We start from the raw sequence: 17,381 nt of genomic DNA, 5'->3' as shown, positions 1-17,381 counted from the left end.
GCGATTTTTTCTCATAAATTCAACACTCATAAGAAAAACTGCGTCACCCTGCACGCTTTACAACTAACTTTCTTGTCAAAGAAAAAAAACTCGTTAATTTTGTTAATTCTATCTAGTTGAACATCTTATCCGTTTTTAACGAGAACCTCGGCAGCGAAGTATGTTTTAGAACTGCCCATTATGAGTTGTAATCTTATCCATGTTTAAATTCTACAAAAAACAGAAATTTAAGCGCCTTCAGAGTACACTGATGACCGCATTTCTGGTGCTCAGTATCACACCTCTTACCATTACTGCGATCTTTTTCTTGCAGTCCCACAGTAAAGATCTGCAAGAACAAAGCACCTCACACTTACTGTCTGTTCGAGATACAAAACAGCAGCAAATCATCGACTACTTTGAGGCACGAGAAACCGAAGTCATGGGCTTTGTGCGCTCAGAGTTGGCTTACGCCAGTGGTGGCCGATTCTACGGTCTCGTCAATGCTTTTAGTCGTTTAGGCAATGATATTGAAGAGTCTCGTAAAAACGCCCAACAGCGCTACATCGAGGGCAGCGGAGACCAAATCAAAACCTCAACGTTACCCGAGTCATCCAACTATGTAGGAAGTGAACGTTACCGGCTTTTACATAAACGCTATCATTGGGCCTACTTAGAGCTCCTCAAGCGCTCTGATTTTAATGACATTTTGCTGGTAGACATCAATGGTAACGTCACCTACTCGATCAACAAAGACGATAACTACGGAACGAACTTGTTATCAGGCCCCTACAAAGACTCGGCACTTGGCAAAACTTTCAAGCGTCTCGCCGATGATGTGACTGAACGTCGAAAAGTAAACGAAGACTACACTCCTGTGATTGTGTCTGACTTCGAGCTGGAAGGGGGGAAATCAGTCGCTTGGCTAGGTGCACCAATTGTTCAGCAAGGTTATCTACACAGCTATGCCATGTTCCGCTTGCCAAATAATGGCATCACTAAGTTAGCCGCAGACGCCAACCGAGAGTCATCAATTAACACCTTGCTGGTTGGAAATGATCACCAACCTCGCACAATTAACACGAAACAAGACGACATTAAGAACAGTTTAGAAGTGATCGATAAAGCACTCTCTGGTGCATTTGGTGTCGGCACTTACACAAACGGTTTAGGTGAAGAGATCATCGCGGCTTATGCACCGATTGAAACTCGTGGTGTGATTTGGGCGCTCGTCGTACAGTTACCAGAAAACGAAGCTTTCGCTCGTATACATCAACTCGAAAAACTATTCGTTATCGCTATGTTGATCGCCATTATCCTTGTGGTGATCGCTTCTCACTATTTATCAAACTTTATCACTTCTCCGTTGCTGAAATTGACTTGGGTTGCCGAAAAGGTCTCTGCAGGGGATCTTGATGACACGTCTTTTAATACGGTTCGTAAAGATGAAATTGGTCGGCTTGCGTTAAGCTTTGAACGAATGCAACGCTCTATTCGAGAGAAGATTCAAACCATTAAGAAGCAAAATGAAGAACTAGAAAGCAACATACAGATCATTCAGAAACAGAATGAAGAACTGCAATTGGCCGATAAATTAAAAGATGAGTTCTTAGCCACGACTTCTCATGAACTTCGTACACCGTTACACGGCATGGTCGGGATTGCTGAAACCTTAGCGTCCGGCGCCAATGGCGCGATCCCCGCTAGCCAGAAATATCAGCTTGATATCATCATTAAAAGTGGTCAGCGTCTCGCTAATCTAGTCGATGACTTGTTGGATTATCATAAAATGCGTTATGGAAGCATGGATATCCAGAAATCAGCAGTGAGTTTGGGCAGTGCAACACGATTGGTTTTAGAGCTTTCTAGCCATTTACTCGGAAGTAAAACCATCCGCATCATCAACCAAGTCCCAGCGGATTTAAAAGCAGTATCAGCTGACCCGCAACGCCTTGAACAAGTGCTATATAACCTGATTGGCAATGCGATTAAATACACCTCAGAAGGTAAAATTGTTATTTCCGCTAATGTGGTAGATGATCATGTACGCGTACAAGTTGTGGATACTGGACAAGGAATTCCCGCAGAACAACTTGAACATATTTTTGAACCACTCATCCAAGCAGGGCAAGACGCGAGCCGTTATCGTCAAGGTGCAGGACTTGGGCTCTCCATTAGCCGTCAATTGATCGAATTAATGGGAGGCTCGTTATACGTCAGTAGCCAACCAATGGTCGGAACTACCTTCAGTTTCACTTTACCGCTCGCCAGTGAAGAAGAAATCCAAGCAACCCAGACTCTAGCTGCGCACGGGCACTTCCAAATTCCTGAAGTTAATGTAGAGAACAGTGAAGACTTATCACTTCCAGAGAACCCAGACGGCCCGTTACTGTATGTTGCTGACGATGAACCAGTAAACTTACGCGTGCTTGAAAGCTTTTTACGTTTAGAGGGCTATCGTGTGCGTACCGTCTCCGATGGGCCAGAAACGTTAGCGCTCGTCGAGCAAGAGAAGCCGGAACTTCTGTTATTGGATATCATGATGCCAGGCATGAGCGGCTACCAAGTTTGTAGTGAACTACGTGAAGCCTATGATCATGCCGAATTGCCAATCATTATGCTCACCGCACTCAGTCAAACAGAAGATCGTGTAAGAGGTTTTGAAGCAGGAGCCAACGACTATTTATCGAAACCATTTAATAAACAAGAGTTGGCGGCACGTATCCAAGCGCATTTAACGGCAAGCAAAGCAGAAATGCGCCATATGGAAAACAAAGTGCTAGAGTCTGAACTTAGACAGCGAGCAGTCGTTGAAGCAAGCTTACTTGAGACTCAAGGTCGTTTGTTGGAACAGCTAGAATCGGCTCCTGAAGCAATCATCTGTCTACGTGAAGACAAGCGTATTCGCTTTGCTAACGAAGCTGCTTGTAAGCTATTCAAGCGTAGCTTAGAACAGCTAAAGCGCTCATCTGCTGATGAGCTGATTGCCCCTAAATATCTAACCGTCAAACAACCTCATTACTGTGGCAAGATTGATATCTATATTGAAGATATTCGTCAGAACATCGAAGCAGACATTCTTAAGCTCCCTGAAGGTTCAGGGTTAGATATCATGTACATCTTTAATGTCGGCGGTGGAGCCAGTGCCGCTCGCATACATAATCTAGAAACCGCCGTAGAAGTGCTTTCAAGTTATGCATTTGATGGTGACAAAGACCAATTACAAAAGCTAAAAGAGCTTGGCGGAGAATTTACGCGCCTTGCAGACAAAGCGCTCGGTAATAAAAAAGACAAGCAAGAACTTATGCGAGAAGTTCTAGTAGACGCAATGACACATGCTTTAGAGTATTGGGAATCTGTAACGGGTGAAAGTAAGTTCGCATTTGCAGAGCAAAGTGGCTTGTGGCGCGTTTATCTAGACCGTAGTACTTTGCAAACACGCACTTTAGATAAATACATGCGTATAGAAACATTACCCAAAACACCACGTTGGAGAACGGTGCTAAGCTCGATAGAGTTCATTCTCGAACACTGCAAAGAACAGAGCCCCGAGAGAGCATACATAGAAGCACAACGAGATAAACTACAGCGACTATTGACCAGCTAATATTTATCAAAAAACTAGCCCAGCGTGCATGCTGGGCTTTTTTGTTATTCGAGTATTCCCTTCCTAGAGATAAAAGAGACCGCCTCTTCCTACCCCGTTAACATATTTCCAATAACGAACATTTGGTTAGACAACGCTATCTATTGTTGGTCTTCAAAACGTACGACCTTATCCATTTAACTTGTCTTAACTAGGTAAGTTCGAGCAACCGAAAAACTTCATTCATACAATAAAAAAAGGACAACAAACGGAAGAAAACTGTCGATAAAAAAGGCCATTTTTCAGATAACAAGCGGATTTTGACGAACTATTGATAGAGATTGCGAACTTAATCACAACAGAACGGCAGATTAATTTTTAGCTGATTAATTAACACCATTTCTGCATGTGAGCGAGATCTCCGAACCTAGAAACCAAGCAAGAAACGTATATTTAAAAAGGACCAACAGGTTAGTAATCACCAATATTCATTATTAACAAGGATATAAACTGCGACGCATATCAACGTTTATTTTTTGGCCCAATGCTGGTTAAAATTAGCCAAAATAACGTTTATAACGGAGAGCTCAGAGATTTTAACGTTTTTAACGGGAATCAAGTTTGATTATTTTATGGATAAGGTGTTTTCTTACTCCTGCCTAAGGCCTACAGGCCACTCTTGGCGAAACTCAATGTTGTAATGAGTAAGGCATGTACAAGAGGTAGGTCTTAGAGAGTGTTTATCAATTGATGACATTCAATTCCATTTAGTGAAATGAAAGCAAATAGTAAGGAACAGCTATGCTTGCCAATATTAAAAAAACAGCACTAGCAACAGCAATTATTGCAACGGCTACTACAGGTTTTGCATCGGTAGCTACTGCGGCTGAACGCAGTGAACTGACTATCCACCCTAAAGAGTTTACAACTTTCGTTCGTAACTTTAACCCTTTCTTGGGTGCAACTAACCTGCACACAACAACCGACTTTATTTACGAGCCGCTCGTTGTTTTTAACGAAATGCACGGTAATACGCCTGTATTTCGTCTAGCAGAAAACTTTACCATGGCTGATGACCTGATGAGCGTAACCTTCGATATCCGTAAGGGCGTAAAATGGTCTGATGGCAAAGCGTTTACCGCTGATGATGTTGTTTACTCTTTCAACCTAGTTAAAGAGAAGCCAGAGCTAGACCAATCTGGTATCAACTCTTGGGTGACTGACGTAGAAAAAGTTAACGACTACCAAGTTAAATTCCGTCTAAGCGAAGCAAACTCAAACGTTCCTTACGAAATTGCGAAAGTACCCGTCGTACCTAAGCACGTATGGAGCAAAGTAAAAGATCCAGCAACATTCACAAACGAAAATCCAGTAGGCAGTGGTCCATTTACCGAAATCGACACTTTCACACCGCAGCTATATATCCAGTGTGAGAACCCGAATTATTGGGATGCAGACAACCTAGATGTAGACTGTCTGCGTGTGCCGCAAATCGCGAACAACGACCAATTCTTGGGCAAAATCGTTAACGGCGAAATGGACTGGACGTCCTCATTCGTACCAGACATCGACCGTACGTACGCTGCAGCAAGTCCGAATCACCACTACTGGTACCCACCAGCGGGTACTCAAGCATTTGTAGTGAACTTCAAAAACCCAGACGCTGCGAAAAACGAAGCACTAACTAACGTAGACTTCCGTCGTGCGTTCTCTATGGCGCTAGACCGTCAAACTATCATTGATATCGCTTTCTACGGCGGCGGTACAGTGAACGACTTCGCATCTGGCCTTGGCTACGCATTCGAAGCTTGGTCTGATGAAGAGACACACAACAAGTACAAAGGCTACAACACATACAACGCGGAAGGTGCGAAAAAGCTTCTAGCTAAAGCTGGCTTCAAAGATGTAAACAAAGATGGCTTTGTGGATACACCATCTGGCAAGTCTTTCGAGCTTCTAATTCAATCACCAAACGGTTGGACTGACTTCAACAACACAGTACAACTAGCCGTTGAGCAACTAGCAGAAGTGGGCATTAAAGCTCGTGCTCGTACACCGGACTTCTCGGTATACAACCAAGCAATGCTAGAAGGTACTTACGACGTTGCTTACACCAACTACTTCCACGGTGCAGATCCACACTTGTACTGGGATAGTGGCTACAACTCGAAGCTACAAGCTGGTGACGGCATGCCTCGCTTTGCAATGCACTTCTACAAGAACGATAAGCTAGACGGTCTTCTTAACAGCTTCTACAAGACAGCAGATAAGCAAGAACAGCTAGAGATCGCTCATGGCATTCAGAAGATCATTGCTCAGGACCAAGTAACTATTCCTGTGCTATCTGGCGCGTACATGTACCAATACAACACAACTCGCTTCACTGGTTGGTGGAACGAAGAAAACCCTAAGGGCCGTCCAAACATTTGGGCAGGTATCCCAGAGCGTCTACTTCACGTACTGGACCTAAAACCAGTTAAATAAGTAGAAGTTCATTTCAAGCGGCATACATCCCGTGTGCCGCCTATAAAAATCCCTTGTTAACGAAACCAATATGTGGCGCTCGTCGTCAGGGGATTTTTCGCTCTAAATTTCGCTAGGAGCGACCTGAAACCAGAAACAGGGAAAAAATCTGGGTGAGTAAGGTGTGAGTTATGGGTTATTTTTTAAGACGTTTGTCGTTCTATCTTGTCGCGCTCTTAGTTGCAGCGACGTTAAACTTTATTATTCCGCGAGCAATGCCTGGTGACCCAGTTACCATGATGTTTGCTAATGCTTCAGTACAGGTGACTCCAGAACGAATCGCAGCAATGAAAGAACTGCTCGGTTTCGTTGATGGGCCAATTTACATTCAGTACTTCTCGTACATTAAAAACATTCTAAGTTGGGAATTGGGCACCTCAATCCAGTTCTACCCACTTTCAGTTAATTCTTTACTAGGTAGTGCATTTGGCTGGTCACTATTTCTAGCTGGTACTGCGGTTGTACTTTCTTTCTCCATCGCTTCTGTCCTTGGTATTTTTGCCGCCTGGAAGCGCGGTAGTAAGTACGATGCATTCGTAACGCCTGGCACATTGATCATTCAAGCTATTCCACAAATGGTTATCGCAATGTTAGTGCTGTTTACCTTTGCGATTGGCCTGAAATGGTTCCCATCTGGCTATGCTTACACGCCAGGTACTATTCCTGATTGGACAAGCTGGGAGTTCATCAAGAACGTGGGTTACCACGCTGTACTACCTCTATTCTGTGCAACCATCGTTCAAATTGGTGGCTTCCTAGTTAACATGCGTAACAACATGATCAACCTTCTCGCCGAAGACTATATCACGATGGCTAAAGGTAAAGGGCTGAGTGAAAACCGCGTCGTCTTTAATTACGCCGCACGTAACGCACTACTTCCAAGTGTTACCGCACTGTCTATGTCTTTAGGTATGGCCATTGGAGGTCAATTAATCATCGAGATGATTTTCAACTACCCAGGCCTAGGTACTGTTCTATTGAACGCAATTCACGCTCGTGACTACCAAGTACTTCAAGGTCAGTTAATTATCATGACGATGTTCATGCTGTGCTTCAACTTAATGGCTGACATGCTGTACATGATTCTAGACCCTCGCCTACGTACGGGAGGCAAATAATCATGAAAGAACTATTCAAACTTATTTTAGGTAACGCATTTGCTCGCATTGGTCTTGGCATTGTTACGCTGTTCGTGTTCGTTGCGATTGCCGCTCCTTTACTTACAAAGCATGCGCCAGACAAGCGAACCGGTAACCCACACGAATACCCAAGCTTTGTTGTAAAACAGGCACAAAACAACCCTGATGGTTGGGTCGCTAAAAACCTAGCAGACGATCGTCGTACACTGCTTATGTCTAAAAAGGCCGACCACGTATTAGGTACTAGCCGAATGGGTCGCGATATCTGGTCGCAGGTGGCTTACGGTGCACGAGTATCACTGGGTGTAGGCTTTGGTGCTGGCATCATCGTGTGTTTCTTAGCAACAGTCATTGGTATATCGGCAGGTTACTTCGGCGGTAAAGTGGATGACGTATTGAGTGCCGCGATGAACATCATGTTAGTAATTCCGCAGTATCCATTGCTATTCGTGTTGGCGGCCTTTATCGGTGAAGCAGGCCCACTCACCATTGCCTTGATTATCGCTGGTACTTCTTGGGCATGGGGTGCACGTGTTGTCCGCTCTCAAACAATGGCACTACGCGAGAAAGAGTTCGTTAAAGCTGCCGAAGTATTGGGAGAGTCTTCATTCCGCATCATCTTTGTTGAGATTTTACCAAACCTTATCCCAATTGTCGGTGCGAGCTTCATTGGCTCAGTAATGCTGGCGATCAACACTGAAGCGGTCATTTCGTTCCTAGGTTTGGGTGATGCCAACACGATCAGTTGGGGCATCATGCTTTACAACGTGCAAACCTCATCAGCCATGCTGATTGGCGCATGGTGGGAAGTACTAGCACCTTGTATTGCCCTAACACTACTGGTTACTGGTCTTGCTCTGTTGAACTTTGCCGTTGACGAAATTGCGAACCCTCAACTTCGTTCTCACAAAGGCATGAAACGCTGGAAAAAACTAGCAGCAAAAGACAAGAAAGAACGTGAGCCTGAACTGGCACCACAAAATGCACTATGGAGCGGAGATAAATAATCATGACTGCACCACTAATTTCCATCCGTAACCTATGCGTAGACTACATCACAGACGCGGGCGATGTCCGCGCCTGTAACAACGTGAGCTTCGACATTGCACCAGGTGAAGTATTCGGTCTGGCTGGTGAATCTGGCTGTGGCAAATCCACTGTTGCCTTCTCACTAATGCGCCTTCATAAGCCGCCAGCGTTTATCACAGGTGGTGAGGTGATCTTCAACGGTGAAGATATCCTTCAGTACAGCGATGATCGCATGCAAGCGTTCCGCTGGAGTGAAATGTCGATGGTATTCCAGAGTGCGATGAACGCTTTGAACCCTGTTCTAACCATGGAAGAGCAGTTCTGTGACGTCATCATGCGTCATACTAATATGACTCGCGCTCAAGCAAAAACACGCGCTGAAGGTCTGCTGGAAATCGTTGATATCCACCCTAGCCGATTGAGTGATTACCCGCACCAGTTCTCTGGTGGTATGCGTCAACGTCTAGTAATCGCAATCGCTTTGGCTCTGAACCCAAAAATGATCATCATGGACGAACCGACTACCGCATTGGATGTAGTGGTTCAACGTGAAATTCTACAAAAAATTTACGCGCTTAAAGAAGAGTTTGGTTTCTCAATTCTGTTCATCACACATGACTTGTCATTGATGGTCGAGTTCTCGGATCGTATCGGCATCATGTACTCAGGTGAGTTGATTGAAGTCGCGCCTTCTAAGCAAATTCTGGAAAGTCCTTACCACCCTTACACCAAAGGTTTGGGTAGCTCTTTCCCTCCACTAACTGGACCAAAGACCAAATTGACTGGTATTCCAGGTAACCCGTTGAACTTGCTAGAAGTACCACGGGGCTGCCGCTTCCAAGCTCGTTGCGATCGCGTACATGAAGCATGTACACGTGTACCAACCCAATTACGTCAAATTGAACCAGGTCGCCTCTCAAATTGCCATTTGTACGGCGACACCATTGCTCAAGCTAAGGTTTAACAACAAAAAAACGCTAGCTAAGAACAAAAATTACACTGGAGAGAATTATGAGCAAACAATTCGGCGAACTGCTGATTGAGGGTAAAAATGTCGTTAAGGACTTCCCTTTAAACAGTAACTCAATCAAACAATCTAAGATGCGCGCAATCAACGACGTCTCTTTCAAAATGTACAAGAGCCGCGGCTTGTCAGTGGTAGGTGAATCTGGTTCAGGTAAGTCTACTACTGCAAAAATGATTGCAAAAATGTACGCACCAACCGATGGCATCATTGAATACAAAGGTCGTGATATCCAAGACATCACCTCTCGTCACGATTTAATGACCTACCGTGAAGGTGTACAAATGGTGTGGCAAGACCCGTTTGGCTCGCTAAACCCAACGCACAATATCTTCCACCATATTGCGCGCCCGCTGCTGATTCATAAGAAAGTAGCACCGGGCAACAAGAAAGAACTGGAAGAGCGTGTGTACGACCTACTTGAACAAGTTGGTCTTATTCCACCAAAAGAAACGGCGCAAAAGTTCCCGCACCAGCTATCTGGCGGTCAGCGTCAACGTGTAAACCTAGCTCGTAACATCGCAGTTGGTGCTGAAGTGGTATTGGCGGATGAGCCAACATCGATGCTCGATGTATCAATCCGTGCCGGTGTTCTGAACTTGATGGAAGAGATGAAGTTCGAGAAACAAATGTCTCTGCTTTACATCACTCACGACATCGCAACAGCGCGTTACATTGCTGAAGATCTCGCGGTCATGTACGTAGGTCACATGGTTGAATGGGGCGATACTGAAGAAATCATTCACGATCCTCAACACCCATATACGCAACTGTTGGTATCTGCGGTTCCAGATCCATCGAAGTCTATTCACGAGAAACTGAAAGGCAACAAAGGGGAAATCCCACTTTGGACACCAGAATCTGTCGGCTGTCCATTTTCTGGACGTTGTGTACACGCTACCGACAAATGTCGTGAACGACTACCAGGCGTCACTCAACTGTCCGACAACCACTTTGTCCGCTGTTACTTATTTGAAGATTAATCATAACGAGGGTCAGGTTCAGCCTGACCCATTCCTGTTTTTATCGTTTCCCGGAGACATTGAATGCTGCTACTGACTAACCACATTGGTTATGAACGTCTGGGCCCAAAGAAAGCCATTATCCAGACCGAACAACCACACTTGTCTTCTTACACTGCTCAATTGATTTGTGCCACTAGCGAGCAAACCGTGGCAACTTTTGCGGTTGAAGAACAAGGTAAAGTGGCGAACTGGCATCAGGGCTATTTCTACCTCATCGACTTTTCCTCTTTCACAACGTCAGGTGACTATTTCTTGCAAGTAGAAGATACGCGCTCTTCCTCTTTCATCGTTGGCGAACACATTCTGTTGGATCAAACTTTGTCAGATGTGATCCACTACTTCAAATCGCAACGTTGCGGCGGGATCTTCGATCAACAAGATCGACAACTTCCAGTACTAAACTCCAATAAAAAGGTTGATGTACACGGCGGCTGGTACGACGCATCAGGAGACGTTAGCAAGTATTTAAGTCACCTTTCATACGCGAATTATTTGAATCCTCAACAAACCCCAATGGTGGTTTGGAACATCCTAAAAGGGGTTTCGTTGCTTGAAGGAAGCGAAGACATTGCAGCTTTCACACGTACACGTCTGATTGAAGAAGCCCTGTTCGGTGCAGACTTTCTTGTGCGTATGCAAAACGAAAAAGGCTTTTTCTACATGACGGTCTTTGACAAGTGGAGCAAAGATACTGCGCAACGCGAGATTTGCGCGTACGAAACTCAACTTGGTCACAAATTTGACGACTATCAAGCAGGCTTTCGACAAGGTGGCGGTGTCGCCATTGCAGCGCTAGCGGCAGCGTCGCGTTTAAGTGTTCACGGTGAATACGATCAACAAAAATACCGCAACGCTGCCGAAAATGGTTACTGGCACTTAAAAGAGCACAATACACAGTACCTCAATGATGGGGAAGAAAACATTATCGACGAATACTGTGCGCTACTGGCTTGTGTGGAACTGTTTAAAGCAACCAAAGAAACTCGCTACTTGGAAGAGAGCCGTTTGTGGGCGCAACGTTTAGTTGCACGCCAAATGAGCGACGAGCAGATTCAACACTTTTGGTCAGCAAACCAAGACGGCAGCCGTCCATATTTTCACGCAGCCGAAGCTGGTCTACCAGTTATTGCCCTATGCGAATATCTATCAATTGAAGACGACTCAGCACGATCGGAATCGGTAAAACGTATCGTCAACCTAGCGTGTGAGTTTGAGGTCACAATATCGAATAAAGTGATCAACCCATTCGGTTACCCTCGCCAATATGTTAAAGGCGTAAATGAGTCAAAACGCGAGGCATTTTTTGTCGCACACAACAATGAATCCGGCTATTGGTGGCAAGGCGAGAATGCTCGACTGGGCTCACTCGCGACCATGGCGTACCTTGCTCAACCGCATATAGCGTCGCAAGAAGTACAGCAACAACTTTCTGTGTTTGCTCAAGATGCATTGAACTGGGTTGTAGGCTTAAACCCATACGACATGTGCATGCTAGATGGCCATGGTCGTAACAACCCTGATTACCTCCCTCAATATGGTTTCTTCAACGCAAAAGGTGGCGTGTGTAACGGAATCACTGGCGGCTTTGAAGACGAGGAAGACATTGCATTTAACCCACCAGCACAAAAAGAAGACGTGTTACAAAACTGGCGCTGGGGCGAACAATGGATCCCGCATGGCGCTTGGTACTTACTCGCGATAATCAGTCAAGCTCAGCATGTTTCTCAGTTGGCGACCTCTAAAAATATGAAGGAAGAATAATCATGGGAATGTATTTTGTCGGTATCGATGGTGGCGGCACGTCATGTCGAGCCAGGATTAAAGATTCACAAGGTAATTTTCTTGGCGAGGCCAAAAGCGGCAGTGCCAACATCATGCTAGGTGCTGAAATAGCAATGGCTTCGATTCTTGAATCCATCACTTCGGCTACCGAGCAAGGCGGTCTGACACAACAAGATTTCGCGTCGATGCACGTCGGCTTAGCCCTTGCTGGCGCAGAGCACAAAGCATCTTGGCAAGCCTTCATGTCTCTTCCTCATCCATTTGCCAGTATAACTCTGAATACCGATGCTTACGGTGCGTGCGTTGGTGCGCACAATGGCGAAGATGGCGCAATCATGATTGCGGGAACCGGTTCTTGTGGCATCTACCTTAAAGGATTGGAGCAACACGTTGTCGGTGGTCGTGAATTCCCTATTTCGGATCAAGGTGGCGGCGCAGTGATGGGGCTACGCCTAGTTCAGCAAGTTTTGTTAGCTGAAGATGGCATCAGAGAAAAAACGCCCCTAGCACAACACGTTATGACGCATTTCGAAAATGAGGTCGACAACTTGGTGGCGTGGTCAAAACAGGCGCTTCCTCGTGATTATGGGCAGTTTTCTCCGGCTATTTTCCAACATGCGGAACAAGGCGATGCACTGGCCATTGAAATGCTGAAGCAAACCGCAGCGGATATAGAAATGTTTCTCGTGGCATTAAACAAGCGCGGCGCAACACGTATTTGTTTAATGGGTAGCATTGCTGAACGCATTGTACGTTGGCTTTCACCACCAGTTCAGCAATGGATTGTTGAGCCACAGTTTGACGCGATTGAAGGCGCAATTATGTTTGCTGGCAAACCAGAACATAACCTTTACTCGCTCAGTGCGGCGTAGGAGTAGATATGGAATATCGTGTTGATCTCGTAGTCCTTTCTGAGCAGAAACAAAACTGCCGCTTTGGCCTCACCTTTCATAACTTGAGCGACCAAGACCTAAACAGCTGGAGCTTAACTTTCGCTTTCGATCGTTACATTCTTCCAGACAGCGTTTCAAATGGTCAACTGACTCAAATTGGTAGTTTTTGCACACTTAAACCAGAAGGGGTGGTACTGGCTGCCAACCATCACTATTACTGTGAATTCAGTATTGGTTCGAACCCATTCCGTTATTACTCGGATGGCTTTAACGAAGCGATGATCAACTTTGTCGTTGATGGAAACCCACAGCGCGCACAAGTGGATGTCACGCCTATCGTATTAGCTTCACCATACCGTGAACGCAGTGAGATTCCGGCAAGTTTAACCCATGCACAGCCCTTGCTGCCAAAACCAAACCATATTGAGGTCAGCGATCACTATTTTAGCTTTGATCATCATGCTGGCGTCGCGGTTTATTCAAGCCTGGCCAATTCAGCTAAAGAATGGCTACTTGAAGAGCTTAAGCGCATTCACCAATTTGAGTTCGCATCAGACAATGGCAGTCAGATCATCTTCAAAGGCAACCCAACCTTGGATGAAGGCGCTTACAAACTGAAAGTAGCCGAAGAGTCAATCAAAATTGAAGCAGGATCTTCGTCTGGTTTTACCCATGCTTGTGCAACGTTATTACAACTAGTCAAAGTTGGCGATCAACCTAACTCAATGGAAGTAGTTTGCTGTTCAATCAAGGACAGGCCACGCTTTCGTTACCGCGGTATGATGCTCGATTGTGCTCGTCATTTTCACTCCGTTGAGCAAGTCAAACGCTTGATCAACCAACTGGCTCATTACAAGTTCAATACGTTCCATTGGCATCTTACCGACGATGAGGGTTGGCGAATTGAAATCAAATCACTGCCTCAACTGACCGATATTGGTGCTTGGCGCGGATTGGATGAGATCAATGAACCACAGTACACGCACTTTGATGAACGTTACGGCGGCTTCTACACGCAAGAAGACATCAAAGACGTTATCGAATTTGCATCGCAACGCGGCATCACCATCATTCCTGAAATTGATGTACCTGGTCATTGCCGAGCCGCCATCAAGTCGTTACCACACCTATTGGTAGAAGCGGAAGATACCACCGAATACCGCAGTATTCAGCATTACAACGACAACGTCATTAACCCTGCTCTGCCGGGGAGTTATGAATTTATCGACAAAGTGCTAGAAGAAGTCTCTGCACTTTTTCCTGCGCCTTACGTTCATATTGGTGCCGACGAAGTACCTAACGGCGTATGGTCAAAAAGCCCAGCATGCCAAGCACTAATGGAACAACTGGGTTACAGCGACTACAAAGATTTGCAAGGACACTTCTTACGTTATGCCGAAGACAAACTTCGTAAATTGGGCAAACGCATGCTGGGCTGGGAAGAAGCTCAACACGGCGACAAAGTCAGTAAAGATACGGTGATCTACTCATGGCTAAGCGAAGAAGCGGCCTTGAACTGTGCTCGCCAAGGCTTTGATGTGGTGCTGCAACCAGCACAAACCACTTACCTAGATATGACCCAAGACTACGCACCTGAAGAACCGGGCGTGGACTGGGCAAACCCACTGCCACTAGAAAAAGCTTACAACTACGAGCCGCTCGCTGAAGTGCCTGCCGACGACCCAATACGTAAGCGCATTTGGGGCATTCAAACAGCATTATGGTGCGAAATTATCAATAACCAACCTCGCATGGACTACATGATCTTCCCTCGTTTAACTGCAATGGCAGAAGCATGTTGGACAGACAAACAACACCGAGATTGGACCGACTATTTATCACGCTTGAAAGGCCATCTACCTCTGCTTGATTTGCAGGGAGTGAATTACCGTAAACCGTGGAAGTAATACAAAACTGATGTCGAAACATCACGCTTGAAGAGTTTTTAAATTTTGGCTGCTGATGCAGCTTCGTAAAAAGGAAAGACACAAATGAAATACGGCTATTTCGATAACGAGAATCGCGAATACGTCATCACTCGCCCTGACGTACCAGCACCATGGACCAACTACCTAGGTACTGAGAAGTTCTGTACGGTTATCTCGCACAACGCGGGTGGCTACTCGTTCTACAACTCTCCAGAATACAACCGTGTTACTAAATTCCGTCCAAATGCGACATTCGATCGCCCAGGACACTACGTTTACTTGCGTGATGATGAGACAGGTGATTACTGGTCAATCTCTTGGCAACCAGTTGCGAAGAGCCTAGACGAAGCAAACTACGAAGTTCGTCACGGCTTGTCTTACTCTAAATTTAAGTGTGAGTACAACGGTATTGAAGCTGAAAAGACGCTATTCGTACCAAAAGGCGAAGACGCTGAAATCTGGGATGTAGTGATTAAAAACACCTCTGACAAACCACGTACGATCAGTGCATTCTCATTTGTTGAGTTCTCATTCAGCCACATTCAATCTGATAACCAAAACCATCAGATGTCTCTGTACTCGGCAGGTACGGCTTACAACGAAGGCGTGATCGAGTACGACCTGTACTACAACACCAACGATTTCGAAGGCTTCTACTACCTAGCTTCAACATTTGACCCAGATTCATACGACGGCCAACGTGACAGCTTCCTAGGCCTATACCGTGACGAAGCAAACCCGTTAGCGGTAGAACAAGGTAAGTGTTTCAATACAGCACAAACGTGTTACAACCACTGTGGCTCTTTGCATAAGCAATTTACTATTCAGCCGGGTGAAGAAGTTCGCTTTGCTTACATTCTAGGTATCGGTAAAGGCAACGGTGAGCGTCTACGTGCTAAGTACCAAGACCTTGCAGAAGTCGACAACGCATTTGCGGGTATCAAAACACACTGGGATGAGCGCTGTGGCAAGTTCCAAGTGAAATCACCAAACGAAGGTCTAGATACCATGATCAACGCTTGGACACTGTACCAAGCAGAAACTTGTGTGGTGTGGTCTCGCTTTGCTTCATTCATCGAAGTGGGTGGTCGTACTGGTCTTGGTTACCGCGATACAGCGCAAGATGCGATCTCAGTCCCTCACGCTAACCCTGCAATGACGCGCAAACGTATCGTTGACCTACTGCGCGGCCAAGTAAAAGCGGGCTACGGTCTACACCTATTTGATCCAGATTGGTTCGATCCAGAAAAAGCTGACGTTAAACCATCGAAATCCCCAACCGTGGTTCCAACACCGTCTGATGAAGACAAGATTCACGGCATCGAAGACACCTGTTCTGATGACCACCTATGGCTAGTTCCAACCATCTGTAAGTACGTGATGGAAACCGGTGAGCACAGCTTCTTTGACGAAGTGATCCCTTACGCCGACGGTGGCGATGCAACGGTTTATGACCACATGAAAGCCGCACTAGACTTCTCGGCTGAATACGTAGGTCAAACCGGTATCTGTAAAGGTCTGCGTGCAGACTGGAACGACTGTCTGAACCTAGGTGGTGGCGAATCTTCAATGGTGTCGTTCCTACATTTCTGGGCACTGCAGGAGTTCATCGACCTAGCGAAATACCTAGGTAAGGAAGCCGACGTTGAAAAATACACGGTGATGGCAGCAAACGTTCGTGAAGCGTGTGAAACCCACCTTTGGGATGACGAAGGCGGTTGGTACATCCGTGGTCTGACGAAGAATGGCGACAAGATCGGTACTGCGCAACAAGCGGAAGGCCGAGTACACCTAGAGTCAAACACACTTGCGGTACTTTCTGGTGCGGTATCTCAAGAGCGCGGCGAAAAAGCGATGGACGCTGTCGATGAGAACCTATTCTCTGAATACGGCCTTCACCTAAACTCACCATCTTTTGCAACACCGAATGATGATATCGGCTTCGTAACTCGTGTTTACCAAGGCGTAAAAGAGAACGGGGCGATCTTCTCGCATCCAAACCCATGGGCTTGGGTAGCTGAAGCGAAACTGGGTCGTGGTGATCGTGCAATGAAGTTCTACGATGCACTAAACCCATACAACCAGAACGACATCATCGAAAAACGTATCGCAGAACCGTACTCCTATGTGCAGTTCATCATGGGTCGTGACCACCAAGACCACGGTCGTGCAAACCACCCATGGTTAACAGGTACATCTGGCTGGGCTTACTTCGCTGTTACCAACTTTATCCTTGGTGTGCGTACAGGCTTCGATGGCCTAACTATCGATCCATGTATCCCAACGAACTGGCCTGGTTTCGAAGTGACTCGTCAATGGCTAGGTGCAACGTACAACATCAAAGTCGTTAACCCAGACTCAGTAAGCAAAGGCGTTAAGTCGATTACTGTGAACGGTGAAGCGGTGAATGGTGCCTCTGTACCAGTTCAAGCGGAAGGTTCAGTAAACGAAGTTATCGTTACTCTAGGTTAAT

The 17,381-nt window shown here is 45.9% G+C and carries 10 protein-coding genes; all 10 read left to right on the top strand.

Translation table 11 applies throughout. The annotated features are described in order from the left end of the window. Positions 1 to 199: 199 nt before the first annotated feature. The 10 genes from R7P74_RS14330 (at position 200) to R7P74_RS14285 (ending at position 17,380) form a co-directional block, all read left to right on the top strand. Positions 200 to 3,586, top strand: coding sequence for a hybrid sensor histidine kinase/response regulator (locus R7P74_RS14330; protein ID WP_213973262.1), 3,387 nt, complete (start codon positions 200 to 202; stop codon positions 3,584 to 3,586). Positions 3,587 to 4,366: 780 nt separating this feature from the next. Then, a complete protein-coding gene (locus R7P74_RS14325; RefSeq protein ID WP_238970094.1) occupies positions 4,367 to 6,049 on the top strand; it encodes an ABC transporter substrate-binding protein in 1,683 nt (560 codons plus the stop codon). Positions 6,050 to 6,219: 170 nt separating this feature from the next. Then, positions 6,220 to 7,206 (top strand): ABC transporter permease, encoded by a 987-nt coding sequence (locus R7P74_RS14320; protein ID WP_318122927.1) that lies wholly within the window; start codon positions 6,220 to 6,222, stop codon positions 7,204 to 7,206. A 2-nt stretch (positions 7,207 to 7,208) separates the two neighbouring features. Continuing rightward, positions 7,209 to 8,234 carry an ABC transporter permease gene (locus R7P74_RS14315; protein WP_047102642.1) on the top strand — a complete coding sequence of 342 codons (1,026 nt, stop codon included), beginning with the start codon at positions 7,209 to 7,211 and terminating at the stop codon, positions 8,232 to 8,234. A 2-nt stretch (positions 8,235 to 8,236) separates the two neighbouring features. Then, a complete protein-coding gene (locus R7P74_RS14310) occupies positions 8,237 to 9,220 on the top strand; it encodes an ABC transporter ATP-binding protein (protein ID WP_005380040.1) in 984 nt (327 codons plus the stop codon). Between the two features lie 47 nt (positions 9,221 to 9,267). Then, a complete protein-coding gene (locus R7P74_RS14305) occupies positions 9,268 to 10,263 on the top strand; it encodes an ABC transporter ATP-binding protein (protein WP_213885647.1) in 996 nt (331 codons plus the stop codon). Between the two features lie 63 nt (positions 10,264 to 10,326). Then, the gene (locus tag R7P74_RS14300) at positions 10,327 to 12,066 is read left to right on the top strand and encodes a glycoside hydrolase family 9 protein (protein ID WP_318122926.1); all 1,740 of its coding nucleotides are present in this window, start codon (positions 10,327 to 10,329) and stop codon (positions 12,064 to 12,066) included. Positions 12,067 to 12,068: 2 nt separating this feature from the next. Beyond that, on the top strand, positions 12,069 to 12,959 hold the full coding sequence (locus tag R7P74_RS14295) for an N-acetylglucosamine kinase (RefSeq protein ID WP_318122925.1): 891 nt from the start codon (positions 12,069 to 12,071) through the stop codon (positions 12,957 to 12,959). Between the two features lie 8 nt (positions 12,960 to 12,967). Beyond that, positions 12,968 to 14,887: a beta-N-acetylhexosaminidase gene (locus R7P74_RS14290; protein ID WP_054579084.1), complete on the top strand. Its 1,920-nt coding sequence runs from the start codon at positions 12,968 to 12,970 to the stop codon at positions 14,885 to 14,887. Between the two features lie 84 nt (positions 14,888 to 14,971). Further along, on the top strand, positions 14,972 to 17,380 hold the full coding sequence (locus tag R7P74_RS14285; RefSeq protein ID WP_170893985.1) for a GH36-type glycosyl hydrolase domain-containing protein: 2,409 nt from the start codon (positions 14,972 to 14,974) through the stop codon (positions 17,378 to 17,380). The last annotated feature ends 1 nt before the right edge of the window (position 17,381 follow it).

This window comes from Vibrio sp. 2033 (assembly GCF_033339735.1).
The sequence above is the reverse complement of the archived record's forward strand: the minus strand, read 5'-3'. Positions and strand labels throughout refer to the sequence as shown.

Excerpts from the sequence above, each read along its gene's own strand:
- R7P74_RS14330 (WP_213973262.1), top strand. The coding sequence starts at position 200 with ATGTTTAAATTCTACAAAAAACAGAAATTTAAGCGCCTTCAGAGTACA.
- R7P74_RS14325 (WP_238970094.1), top strand. The coding sequence starts at position 4,367 with ATGCTTGCCAATATTAAAAAAACAGCACTAGCAACAGCAATTATTGCA.
- R7P74_RS14320 (WP_318122927.1), top strand. The coding sequence starts at position 6,220 with ATGGGTTATTTTTTAAGACGTTTGTCGTTCTATCTTGTCGCGCTCTTA.
- R7P74_RS14315 (WP_047102642.1), top strand. The coding sequence starts at position 7,209 with ATGAAAGAACTATTCAAACTTATTTTAGGTAACGCATTTGCTCGCATT.
- R7P74_RS14310 (WP_005380040.1), top strand. The coding sequence starts at position 8,237 with ATGACTGCACCACTAATTTCCATCCGTAACCTATGCGTAGACTACATC.
- R7P74_RS14305 (WP_213885647.1), top strand. The coding sequence starts at position 9,268 with ATGAGCAAACAATTCGGCGAACTGCTGATTGAGGGTAAAAATGTCGTT.
- R7P74_RS14300 (WP_318122926.1), top strand. The coding sequence starts at position 10,327 with ATGCTGCTACTGACTAACCACATTGGTTATGAACGTCTGGGCCCAAAG.
- R7P74_RS14295 (WP_318122925.1), top strand. The coding sequence starts at position 12,069 with ATGGGAATGTATTTTGTCGGTATCGATGGTGGCGGCACGTCATGTCGA.
- R7P74_RS14290 (WP_054579084.1), top strand. The coding sequence starts at position 12,968 with ATGGAATATCGTGTTGATCTCGTAGTCCTTTCTGAGCAGAAACAAAAC.
- R7P74_RS14285 (WP_170893985.1), top strand. The coding sequence starts at position 14,972 with ATGAAATACGGCTATTTCGATAACGAGAATCGCGAATACGTCATCACT.